We start from the raw sequence: 11,791 nt of genomic DNA, 5'->3' as shown, positions 1-11,791 counted from the left end.
TACAACAAAAAATAGTCTAAAACGAAACATTCAATCCAAAATTCAATCCCCATTGAAACTGATTGAAAGACTGGTTGTTTAACGGATTTAAATAATAATTCATAGCCGGTTCCACAAAAACATTTGTTTTTTTATAAATGCGGTATTGCACCGTACTGCTTAATACAGAACCGTAAACAAAGTCATTGGCTTCAATATTTTGCCCAATGCTGTTACCATCCAAAGCGACATTGTTTGAAATCAATTTGCCCACAAAACCGCCTGTATTTAAGCTGATACTCGTTTTGTTTTTACTGAAAACAGCATAGGAAACCTCTAAGGGCATTTCGATATATTTTAAACTCTGATCTAAATTACCCGTCTGAAGATTGTTACTTTTCAGTACCTCCTTACTGCTGTTCGAAACAAATACATAATCACTGTTGGACGCAATTTGCGGAGTAGCCGAACTTTGAATGTAATAATCACTATAGCTTGCGAGAGAATTATTTTTTTCACTCACATTCATATACGAGACATTAGCAATACTCTGACCCAGTTCGTTGATTTTAAAACCGGAACCCACTGCCCATTTTTTATTGATTTTGTACTTTGTTTTTACACCATAGGAATTGCTTTGTTTCGAGTCATTGACATGGCCTAACGTTTTCTCATTTTTATAATTTTCAGAATTGGCAACGCCGGCAAAAACTTCAACAGCCCATTTTTCGGCATTTGATTTCGCTTTTACTTCTTTTTCTGTTTCTTTTTTAATTTCGCTGGTAACAATACCTTTTTCTAAATTCTGAAGTTCCGCTAACTGAACAGAATCCTGTTTGGTTAATACATCGCCAAATTTTGAAGTGCTTTTCTGATGCTCCGCAAAAGTTTTTTCAGTTACAGCCAATTCGTTTTTGGATTCTTTTCCGCTTTTAGCCATTTTACTTTCCGAATCATTTGAAAAGGGTTGGGAAGAATGTAAAGCGAAGCCGTTATTGCTGTTTGGACTGTTTTTAGAATACTGTTTATCTTCAAAAAGAGCATTTGAAAGCTGATTTTTTGAGGTCGCGTTAAATGGATTCTGCTTTCCCTGATTAAAGGTCTTTTCGGTAAGAATCTGATTTGCTTTTCGTTTCTCCAGATCCGCTGCTTGCGTTTTTGAGGCAGCATTAAACAGATTTTGCTTTCCATTGTTTAGTGTTTTCGCTGCTAAACTTTGATTTGTATTTCGGCTGTCGGCAGCTAACGGTTGATTTTTTGAATCAGAATTAAATAAATTTTCCTTTCCGGGATTAAATGACTTTTCAGCTGCAATTTGATTCGCATTTCTTTTATTGCTTACTATTTGATTTTTAGAAGCAGAATGTAAGGTGTTTTCTTTTTCACGAGTAAAAGTATTTTCGGCTACAGCCTGAGTTCCGTTTCTTTTTCCCGTAATTCCCACTTCCTCATTCGAAAGGTTGCGATTGGTCTTGTTATCTGCACCAGCATGCACAATAGCTGTTTCCTCGATTTCTACTTTTTCCTGATCGGAAAGTGATTTTTTCACAGGTTCTTCTAAATTTTTAACATTCAACGGTTTTTCGCCGAGTGTATTTTTATCAGCAGAAACTGTTTTATCGGGATTGGATTCTGCCGCGTTTTCGTCAAGAGCGACGCTGTTATTTTCTACGGCATTCGTATTTGCATCTTTAATTTCAGACCCTGAATTAAAATGCAATACAGAAGGGAGCATGAGACCTAATAATAAGCATGCAGCAGCCGACCACCAAAGAATAGCTCTTTTCTTCTTTTTAGGTTTGTTTAGTTTTTCTTCAATCTGTCCCCATAATTCGGGTGGCGGAACACTGGAAAAGTTTTCCATTGATGAAAAAATATCTTCTATTTTTTGCTTCTTCATGCTGTCTTAAAATTTTTTATGCTCAAAATTCTTTTTTGCAAAATTCGCTTGGCCCTGTTTAAATTTGATTTTGAGGTACCTTCTGAGATTTTCAATACTTCGGCTATTTCTTTATGTTTCATTTTTTCGAAAACATACAAGTTAAAAACGGTCCTGTACTGATCGGGTAAATCCCGGATATATTCGAGTAACTTTTCCTGTTCAATCGGAATAATGTCGAGTTCTTCCTCTTCGCTATAATCGGTATCGGGATCAAAAACATCTAAAAAGAAATTTTCCTTTTTCTTTTTGTTTAAAGTCTCGATAAGTTTATTGATAAAAATGCGTTTTAACCAGCCTTCAAAACTTCCTTCAAACTTGTATTGACTTATTTTTTGAAAAACAATTACAAATGCTTCCTGAAAGACATCTTTGGCGTCGTCTTCATTTTTCATATATTTCAAGCAGATTCCGTACAAAACAGGAGAAAACAACTGATAAATTTTCAGTTGTCCTTCTCTTTCATTTTGCATGCATTGCTTAATATATTTTTCTAAATCGTCTTTCAAAGATGTGGTTAAATTTGTTTTGGCAAAATTAGTTTTTTTTCACTCAGAAAACTATCTTTTAGAGATAGTCTGAGTAGTATTCGTAAGCGTGTTTAGGATTGCTATGTTTTGATTGTCAGTATTTTGCGTGGATAACTTTGGTTTTTAAAAATAATGACGTCATTTTCTAAATTACCTGATTCCGGATTGTCACCAGGGATCAAAACCGGAATCGATAATAAAGTGTGTTGTTTTCGTATTATTTCAGGAGTGTGATTTTATCCTGAATGGATTTTTTGAATGCTTTTATAGCTGCATTCTGATCTGCGGTATCCGTATTGTCAATGTAAATTTTGGTGGTAACCGCACCCTGACGCAATTCAAAATAAACGCCACCGTGACCTGCCGTATCAGGCGTACCGTAGGTTTTTGTTTGTCCTTTCAGGGCAGCAATCTCAGCTGGTACATTTTTTAAGAATAAAGTATACTCACTTCTCTTACCTGTTGCAGTATATTTATATTGGTTAAAATCATAACTTCCGGCCACTACATTTTGAAATTTCAGAATGTTATAATCATTCAATTGGAAAAACTTCTGACAATCGGCACCGGTACATTGATTTGCAAAACTTCCAATTACGATTTTATCTGAACTCTCATTAGTTCTGTTAAAAAGAACAGTTTTAGCAGTTTTAGGAATCAGAATAAAATCAGAAGGGTAGGTTGGCGTTTGTGTTATCGACTCACCGGCCAGCGGTGCTTTTTCGTAAAAGTTGATAATGATTTCACAGTTGTTTTCAACGATAGACGTCATTTTGATATCGTATCCGCTTGTAGGTTTCGCTCCTGAGAAAATACCCACTAAATAGTATTTTGTAAAATCGATAGCCGGATCAGTAGGGTTTGGACAGGTGTTTTCGTGTTTTGTGAAATAACTTTCAAGTCTTTCCTGCGTGTTAACGATATACGCAACTGGATTGGGAGGTAGTGTTTTTACACTGTAATTACATAAAAATGGAATTCCTGTAAAAGGGGCGTCTACATTTGATCCGCAATCAACATTCAGATCATCATTGCTTAATGAGCAAGCGCTAATTCCAAAAGCTATAAATAAGCCAAGTATTAATTTTTTCATGATTTTTTTTAATAGGTTATATTTAGAAGATGTAATTTTAGAAAATGGTTGCGTGAGAAAAAACATTTTTATTTTAGAATGTTTATTTAATTCAGAATCACCGGTTATTCGTGAAATTTCAATTTTAAAAATTAGGCACTACGTATTATTGCGTACTTTTACTTAAAATAAACTTGCTTATGTTTGACTTTCTTCCGGTTTTGTTTGCTTTTGTTATCGCCTTGTTCTTAGGAATATACTTAGGCAGATTATTGTTTGCGGCCCGTTCGGAATCCGAAAAAGTAAGTTTGAATGAACGATTAAATGCTACATTCAATCAGCTGCAATTGCAAAAAGAACAGTTCGAGAAAGAAAGAATTGCTTTTGAAAAACTGCTTTATTCAAATAATTCCGAAAAAGAAAATATCCGGACCGAAAAAGACAGTTTAGCCATTCAGCTTTCCAAAAAAGAAGTTGATTTTGAAAATTTATGGGAACGCCATAAAGAACAAAAAAACGAAATAACCGAGTTACAGGAAAAATTCACCAAAGAATTTGAGAACCTGGCCAATAAAATCCTCGAAGAAAAGACTGCTAAATTTACCGAACAAAATACGGTAAACATGAAGAATATCCTTTTGCCTTTACAGGATAAAATTCATGGATTTGAACAAAAAGTCGAGCAAACCCATAAGGAGAGTATTGATTATCACGCAGCCTTACGCCAGCAGATTGTGGGTTTAAGTGAAATGAATGCCCAAATGAGCAAAGAAACCCTCAATTTAACCAAAGCATTGAAAGGCGACAGTAAAATGCAGGGCAACTGGGGAGAACTGGTTTTAGAACGTGTGCTTGAAAAATCGGGTCTGGAAAAAGGACGCGAATACGAAGTACAGCAAAGTTTTACAAACAGTGAAGGCGCAAGGGTTTTCCCCGATGTGGTTATTAATCTGCCCGACGGTAAGAAAATGATTGTCGATTCTAAAGTTTCTCTGGTAGCCTACGAAAAGTGGATCAACGAAGAATCGGAACTCCTGAAAATTGAATTCCTGAAAGAACATGTAAATTCCATTAAAAGACACGTAGAACAACTCGGAAATAAAAATTATCACGATTTGTATCAAATAGAAAGCCCGGACTTTGTGCTGCTTTTTATTCCTATAGAACCTGCTTTTGCCATTGCTTTAAACGAAGATTCTGCCTTGTACAATAAAGCCTTTGACCGAAATATCGTAATCGTGACGCCAAGTACGCTGCTTGCTACTTTACGAACGATTGACAGTATGTGGGCCAACCAGAAGCAACAGGAAAATGCTTTCGAAATTGCCAGGCAGGCCGGTGCCTTATACGATAAATTTGAAGGTTTTGTAATGGACCTGGTTCGGATTGGGAATAAAATTAAAGATACCAAAAACGAGTACGACAGCGCCATGAACAAATTAGTTGATGGAAAAGGAAATTTGATTTCAAGTGTAGAGAAGTTAAAAAAAATGGGGGCCAAAGCCAAAAAAGCACTGCCCGAAAATATTATCGCCAGGGCAAGTGCTGACGAAAATGAACAACTAAACTAAAAATAAATACTAAAAAAATAATACCACATGACTGCCGATTTCAAACCCGTTTCTTCTTCCAAAGTAAGTATTTCCGAACTAATGCTGCCCTCACACACCAATTTTAGCGGAAAAATACATGGAGGATATATTTTGCTTTTACTGGATCAGATTGCTTTTGCCTGCGCTTCAAAGTTTTCCGGAAATTATTGTGTCACCGCATCTGTTGATACCGTAAACTTTCTGAAACCAATTGAAGTGGGTGAATTGGTTACCATGAAAGCTTCTGTAAACTACGTCGGAAGAAGTTCTATGATTGTAGGGATTCGTGTGGAGTCGGAGAATATTCAGACCGGAGCGGTAAAACATTGTAACTCGTCTTATTTCACGATGGTGGCCAAAGACAAAGAAGGAAAAAGCGTTCCTGTACCGGGATTGATTTTATCCAGTCTGGACGAAGTACGCCGCTTCAGAAAATGCATCAAGCAAATTGAAACTAAAAAAGAAATCGAAGAACACGCTAAAATTACCAGCGTAAATTCGATTGAAGATTTGGCAAGTCTGGATAAGTATAACGTACTTCTGGAAATAGGATAGACTTAAGTACTATTATAATAATTTAAATATAGAAAAAATGATAAAGTTCGGATACACCATTTTATATGTTGAAAATGTGGAAACAGCAGTTGCATTTTATGAAAATGCTTTTGGATTTTCAAGAAAATTTGTCACGCCGGAGAATGATTACGGCGAATTGAGTACAGGTGAAACAACCCTTTCTTTTGCATCAAAAAAACTGGCAGCTCAAAATTTAAAGGAAGGTTTTATCGAAAGCAATCTGGAAGCGCAGCCCTTTGCAATTGAAATAGGTTTTATCACCGATGATGTTCCCGAAATGGTACAAAAAGCAACTACTTTCGGAGCTGTACTGGTCAAAGAACCCACTCAGAAACCATGGGGGCAGATTGTGGCCTATGTAAGGGATTTGGATGGGTTTTTAATTGAGATTTGTACGGAAGTGGAGGGTTGATAAGTTATGAGTTATGGGTTATGGGTTATGGGTTGTGGGTTGAGAGTTATGAGTTAGATGTGAGATTGAAAAGGGAAAAAGATAATTTTACCACTTCTTACCTTTCACAAAAAACATTTTACAAAAGAATTTTTTTCACAAAGATTTAGGATAAATCAAGAACTATGTGGCGTATAATTTCGTAACTTTAAGTATAGGGTTTAGGTTACTAAGTTTTCACGGAGTATTGCCATTTGATTTTTTTCCGACTTGCTTAAGTTCAGTTTTTTTCTCCTCTTAAATTAAAAAGAATCGAATGACATAATTGTTTAATTATTGACGATTATGAAAAAAACTACTTTATTTATTTTTCTTTTTACCGCATTTTCACTTCTTGCTCAGGATAAATTTAAAACCAGTTCGGCAATTGTAAATTTTCAGGCTTCTGTTCCTTTTTTTGAGGAAGTAAAAGCGGTAAATAAGCTCGGGACTATTGTTCTGGAACCTCAGACAAGTACGCTTATCTGTACTGTTGTTATCAAAGATTTTCGTTTCAAAATGGATTTGATGCAGGAGCATTTTAATGACAACTATATTGAAAGCCATCGTTACCCGAAAGCTGTTTTTAAAGGTAAAATCGAAAAGTTTGATGTAAAAGATATCACCGAAACAGAAAAAGAATATGATGTCACGGGAAAAATGTACCTTCATGGAAAATCGAAGATAATTGCCGTAAAAGCCTTAATCAAAAAAGTGCCTGACGGGATACAGATTATATCCAATTTTCCGCTTTCGGTTTCGGACTTTAATATCGAAATTCCCTATGTAGTGGCTAATAAAATTTCAAAAACCGTACACACAGACCTGAGCGGTATTATGAAATGATACTCTTATTTTAAACAACTCGAAAGGGCTGTTTCCATGTCCGGATATTGAAATTCAAAACCTGTTTTTTGTATTTTTTCTGAAGAAACGCGCTGGCCCTTTAAAACGGCTGCGCTCATTTCGCCTAATACAATTTTAAGAATGAATTCAGGCGCTTTGGGAAGCCACAGGTTATAGCCATACAAATTAGCGAGTATTTTAGAAAATCGCGCATTGGTAGTATTGTCTGTAACTGTTGCGTTATAGGGCCCATTCATGTGTATGTCCATAATAGCTTTTAAATAAATCTGAGACAAGTCTTCAATATGAATCCAGGGCAGGTATTGTTTGCCAGTTCCTAAAATTGATCCGAAACCGGCTTTGAAGCCGGGAGCGACTTTTTTCAGGAAACCTTCGTCTTTTCCAAGGACGATTCCGGTTCTGATTTTTACGGTTCTAATTCCAAGGGCTGCGATTGTATCTGCTGCGTTTTCCCATTGCTGGCACGTTAACCCCAGAAAATCGTTCGCGGGTGGTGTTTCTTCCGTACAAATCCGCTCACTCGTATCGGCACCATAAATGCCAACCGCAGAAGCGGAGACAAATGCATTTAATGCTTTATTGTGTTTTTTAAGAATAGAATGAATCAGTTCAATGGGTTGCGTGCGGCTTTCTAAAATTACCTTCTTGCGTTTTTTAGTCCAACGTTTTTCTACAATTCCTTCACCGGCAAGATGAATGACATAATCCGCATTCAGGATCGCATTCTCATCAATATAATTCTGTGTTAAGTCCCACTTATAATACGTTACGGAATTGGTGTTTTTTCTGTCGGCTCGACTTAAAATTGACACCGAAAAATCACTGGCAATGAGAATATCTGTTAAGTATTTGCCAATAAATCCTGTTCCCCCGGTAATTAGTACATTTTTAGGCATCTGCTTTATCATTTATTTAACAAAGTGTTTTGTTTAACGATTAATAAAGGTACTTAAACATTCCTTACCTTTAAGGCAAATTCTAAATTTTAATATGATGGCAACTAAAAAAAAGGAAATTACTAAGGATGAGATCATTTCAGTCTATATGAATGAAGTTTTGGAAGCAGGAAAAAAACCTGCCTCGGTATTTCATTTTACCAAAGGGAAGGATTTTTCAGAAGCTGAATTTTATAACTTTTTCGGAACGCTTGAAGGTTTAGAAAAAGAAATATTCAGATTGTTTTTCGTTAATACAATTGATTTACTGCATAAAAACACGGAGTATCTGGAATACGATATGAAGAACAAAATGCTGAGTTTTTACTTCACGTTCTTCGAGATCCTGACGGCAAATCGAAGTTATGTTTTGCAGGCTTTAAAATCAGGTTCAAATCCAATTCGAAATTTGACACAATTGGGCACACTGCGGGATGGTTTTAAAGAATATGTTGCCGAAATCCTGACTGATGATTACAGGCTCGAACAGGAACGTTTTCAGAAATTTCAGGAAAAAACAATTCAGGAAACAGCCTGGGTGCAATTAATGCTAACCCTGAAATTCTGGATGGATGATGCTTCACCAGCCTTTGAAAAAACAGATATTTTTATCGAAAAATCAGTCAATGCGTCATTCGAACTCATGAATGTAGCGCCAATGAACCATCTTTTGGATTTAGGGAAATTCCTATTCAAAGAAAAAATTTACAGCAGATAATGAAAACAATCGATTATATACCCACCTCAAAAATAGAAAGAGCTACTAAACTGGTTCAGACAGGAGCAAAGGTAGGCGTGAACTATATTAAGCATTATGCCGAAAAAATGGTGAACTCTGATTTGACCCGTGATAAATTAAACGAAAATAACGCAGAAGATATTTACGATGGCTTAAAAAGCCTGAAAGGAAGTGCGCTTAAAGTAGCCCAAATGCTCAGTATGGATAAAAATTTTCTTCCGCAGGCTTATGTGGAGAAGTTTTCATTGTCCCAGTTTTCCGTTCCACCGCTTTCTGCGCCTTTGGTCCTCAAGACCTTTAAAACCAATTTCGGAAAAACACCTTATGAAATTTTCGATGAATTCAATGCTAATTCCGTAAATGCGGCAAGTATTGGCCAGGTGCATCTGGCGGTTAAAGACGGAAAAAAACTCGCCGTTAAAATTCAGTATCCCGGTGTGGCCAACAGTATCTCCTCTGATTTGGCTTTGGTGAAACCGATAGCAATCAGAATGTTTAACCTGCAGGGAAAAGATTCTGATAAATATTTTAAAGAAGTAGAAGATAAACTTATAGAAGAAACCAACTATTTGCTGGAGCTAAAACAAAGCGAGCAGGTGGTTGCAGCCTGCAGTAAAATTGAAAACATCCTTTTTCCGAATTATTATCCGGAGTTTTCGTCAGAGAAAATTATCACCATGGACTGGATGACGGGAATTCACCTTTCTGAATTTACAGCAAAAAATACAAATCAGGAAGTTGGCGATAAAATTGGTCAGGCACTTTGGGATTTTTATATGTACCAGATTCATGTTCTGAGAAAAGTGCATGCAGATCCGCATCCAGGTAATTTCCTGGTTGATGACCAGAACCAGTTAATTGCTCTTGATTTTGGCTGTATGAAACAAATTCCGGAAGACTTTTATGTGCCGTATTTTGAATTGATCAACAAAAATATCATTACAGATCAGGCGCTTTTTAATCAGAAATTATTTGAACTGGAGATTCTTCGTCCGGATGATTCACCAGCAGAAATTGAATATTTTACCGAAATGTTTCATGACCTGTTATCCCTTTTTACGAAACCATTTCAGGGGGAGACATTCGATTTTGCAGATGAAACCTTTTTTGAAAGTATCGCCAAATTGGGAGAACGTTTCTCCAACGATACCAATCTCAAGAAAATGAATGGAAATCGTGGCTCCAAACACTTTATTTATATGAACCGTACTTTCTTTGGTTTGTACAATTTAATGTTCGATTTGAAAGCAAAAATCAGCGTAAATAATTATTTGAAATACTAAGCGGGAAAATTAGAAAAAAATTTAAATTCCAAATTCCAATTGTAATGAAACAAAATAATTGGAATTTGGAATTTAAAAATTTGGAATTTACTTAACTATTCCTGCCTTATAAGTCGCAATGGCCCTGTCTCTGGCAAAAGCATGGTCTATCATGGGCTCGTTATAACCGAGGTCAAATTCGGGAATCCATTTGCGGATGTAAGTTCCTTTTTCGTCAAATTTCTTTTGTTGAATTTCAGGATTGAAAACCCTGAAGTAAGGCGCAGCATCACAACCCGTTCCGGCAGCCCATTGCCAGTTCCCCACGTTGGAAGCCAATTCAAAATCTAATAATTTTTCAGCAAAATAGGCTTCACCCCACTGCCAGTTGATGAGTAAATGTTTGCATAAAAAGCTCGCCACTACCATACGTACCCGATTGTGCATATAACCGGTTTCGTTGAGCTGCCGCATGCCGGCATCAACAATAGGATATCCTGTTGTTCCGGAGCACCAGCGCTTAAAATCGTTTTCGTTATTGCGCCATTGAATGCCGTCGTAAGCCGGTTTGAAATTATGGTTGACCACATTCGGAAAACTAAAAAGGATCTGGATAAAAAACTCCCTCCAGATCAGTTCGCTTAAAAAAGTCTGGTTCTTTTTATTCGCCCAATTGACTAATTTTCGAATACTGACCGTTCCAAAACGCAAATGCGGTGACAGATAAGAAGTGCTGTCTAAAGCCGGAAAATCCCTGGTTTCCTTATAATTTGCAATTTGTGTTAAGTTATGTGGAAGCACTTTTATGGAACTTCTTTCAAAACCTATTTCAGCTAATTCAGGAAATTTAAAGTCATTTTTAGCAAAGCGCGTAAACAAAGGTTTTGTATCATATTCCGCAGCTTGTCCCAAAAGATGGTACTTCTCCAGCCATTTGTTTTTATAAGGCGTATAAATCGTATAAGGCAGCCCGTCTGATTTCGTGATTTCTTTCTCTTCAAAAATAACATGGTCCTTATACGATAAAGATTCCACACTATTTTGTTGTAATAATTGCGTAATTTCTAAATCACGTCTGATCGCGTAGGGCTCGTAATCTTTGTTGAATATAACTTTTTGAATGTCAAATGCTGCTAACAGCGATTTCCAGACTTCGGCAGTTTTTCCTTTTTTAATTAAAACAGACGACCCGATTGCTTTAAGCTGTTCGTTTACTTTCTGAAGGGAATCATAAATAAAACTAACCCTTGCGTCGTTTTTCGGAAGGTTTTCAAGAATGTCTTCGTCAAAAATAAATAACGGAATTACAGGAAAATCAGATTGTAAGGCATGAAACAATCCAACATTATCTTCTAATCGCAAATCACGCCGGAACCAGAAAAAAGTAACTTTTTGTTTCATTTTATTTTCGAATTGAACAATTCTTCAATTTTATTATGGCGGTAAGAGAAGATGGTTTTTAATTTGTTTTCGACAATCAATTTATTCATGAGTCGTCCTAAATAGCCAAAGGGCAGGGCATAATGTACCACATCGGTCATTTTTGTTCCGGTTTCGGTGGCTTCAAAAAAGTGTTTGTGATGCCAGAATTTATAAGGGCCAAATTGCTGTACGTCTATAAAATATTGATTTTCTTCTGAAACTGTAATTTCTGTTACCCAGGATACTTTAATCCCTAATAATGGTTTTAACGTATAGGAAATAATTTGTCCGGGATACATGCGTTTGTTGTCGAAATCCTGAATTTCGAAACTCATATTGTCTAAGGTAATGGTTTGCAGATTCTTTGGACTGGAGAAGAAATCCCAGCAGTCTTCTACACTGGAATTAATATATTGAACAGTTTCTATTTTGTATAATTTCATAATCG

Annotated in this window: 12 protein-coding genes; 6 read left to right on the top strand and 6 right to left on the bottom strand. The window is 36.3% G+C overall.

The genetic code is table 11. From position 1 onward, the window contains the following. Positions 1–16: 16 nt before the first annotated feature. From D0817_RS18255 to D0817_RS18245, 3 genes are all read right to left on the bottom strand, one after another. On the bottom strand, positions 17–1,879 hold the full coding sequence (locus D0817_RS18255) for a hypothetical protein (RefSeq protein WP_127339803.1): 1,863 nt from the start codon (positions 1,877–1,879) through the stop codon (positions 17–19). After that, positions 1,876–2,427, bottom strand: a complete 552-nt coding sequence (locus D0817_RS18250; protein WP_127339802.1) for an RNA polymerase sigma factor — start codon at positions 2,425–2,427, stop codon at positions 1,876–1,878. The genes D0817_RS18255 and D0817_RS18250 overlap by 4 nt, the downstream gene beginning before the upstream one ends. A gap of 238 nt (positions 2,428–2,665) precedes the next feature. Beyond that, positions 2,666–3,541 carry a protease complex subunit PrcB family protein gene (locus D0817_RS18245; RefSeq protein ID WP_127339801.1) on the bottom strand — a complete coding sequence of 292 codons (876 nt, stop codon included), beginning with the start codon at positions 3,539–3,541 and terminating at the stop codon, positions 2,666–2,668. A gap of 179 nt (positions 3,542–3,720) precedes the next feature. Here D0817_RS18245 and D0817_RS18240 point away from each other — a divergent pair, with 179 nt between their 5' ends. The 4 genes from D0817_RS18240 to D0817_RS18225 all read left to right on the top strand — a co-directional run bounded on the left by D0817_RS18240 (position 3,721) and on the right by D0817_RS18225 (position 6,964). Beyond that, positions 3,721–5,091, top strand: a complete 1,371-nt coding sequence (locus D0817_RS18240) for a DNA recombination protein RmuC (protein WP_127339800.1) — start codon at positions 3,721–3,723, stop codon at positions 5,089–5,091. 27 nt (positions 5,092–5,118) lie between these two features. Beyond that, positions 5,119–5,667: an acyl-CoA thioesterase gene (locus D0817_RS18235; RefSeq protein WP_127339799.1), complete on the top strand. Its 549-nt coding sequence runs from the start codon at positions 5,119–5,121 to the stop codon at positions 5,665–5,667. A gap of 37 nt (positions 5,668–5,704) precedes the next feature. Beyond that, entirely contained in the window at positions 5,705–6,100 is a 396-nt protein-coding gene (locus tag D0817_RS18230) for a VOC family protein (RefSeq protein ID WP_127339798.1), read from the top strand. Between the two features lie 324 nt (positions 6,101–6,424). After that, a complete protein-coding gene (locus tag D0817_RS18225) occupies positions 6,425–6,964 on the top strand; it encodes a YceI family protein (protein WP_127339797.1) in 540 nt (179 codons plus the stop codon). A gap of 5 nt (positions 6,965–6,969) precedes the next feature. Here D0817_RS18225 and D0817_RS18220 read toward each other — a convergent pair whose 3' ends face one another. Continuing rightward, the gene (locus D0817_RS18220) at positions 6,970–7,893 is read right to left on the bottom strand and encodes a TIGR01777 family oxidoreductase (RefSeq protein WP_238160907.1); all 924 of its coding nucleotides are present in this window, start codon (positions 7,891–7,893) and stop codon (positions 6,970–6,972) included. 85 nt (positions 7,894–7,978) lie between these two features. Between D0817_RS18220 and D0817_RS18215 the strand changes: the two genes are divergently transcribed. Together D0817_RS18215 and D0817_RS18210 are read left to right on the top strand one after the other, a co-directional pair. Next, positions 7,979–8,638 (top strand): TetR family transcriptional regulator C-terminal domain-containing protein, encoded by a 660-nt coding sequence (locus tag D0817_RS18215; RefSeq protein ID WP_127339796.1) that lies wholly within the window; start codon positions 7,979–7,981, stop codon positions 8,636–8,638. Then, entirely contained in the window at positions 8,638–9,942 is a 1,305-nt protein-coding gene (locus D0817_RS18210; protein WP_127339795.1) for an ABC1 kinase family protein, read from the top strand. The genes D0817_RS18215 and D0817_RS18210 overlap by 1 nt, the downstream gene beginning before the upstream one ends. Positions 9,943–10,029: 87 nt before the next feature. Here the strand turns inward: D0817_RS18210 and D0817_RS18205 are convergent, their stop codons facing one another. Together D0817_RS18205 and D0817_RS18200 are read right to left on the bottom strand one after the other, a co-directional pair. Beyond that, positions 10,030–11,322 carry a cryptochrome/photolyase family protein gene (locus tag D0817_RS18205; protein WP_127339794.1) on the bottom strand — a complete coding sequence of 431 codons (1,293 nt, stop codon included), beginning with the start codon at positions 11,320–11,322 and terminating at the stop codon, positions 10,030–10,032. Continuing rightward, the gene (locus D0817_RS18200) at positions 11,319–11,786 is read right to left on the bottom strand and encodes an SRPBCC family protein (protein ID WP_127339793.1); all 468 of its coding nucleotides are present in this window, start codon (positions 11,784–11,786) and stop codon (positions 11,319–11,321) included. The genes D0817_RS18205 and D0817_RS18200 overlap by 4 nt, the downstream gene beginning before the upstream one ends. Between the last annotated feature and the right edge of the window lie 5 nt (positions 11,787–11,791).

Origin of the sequence: Flavobacterium cupreum, from assembly GCF_003996965.1 — a bacterium.
Classification (GTDB): Bacteria; Bacteroidota; Bacteroidia; order Flavobacteriales; family Flavobacteriaceae; genus Flavobacterium; species Flavobacterium cupreum.
This window is presented reverse-complemented; position numbering and strand designations above follow the sequence as displayed.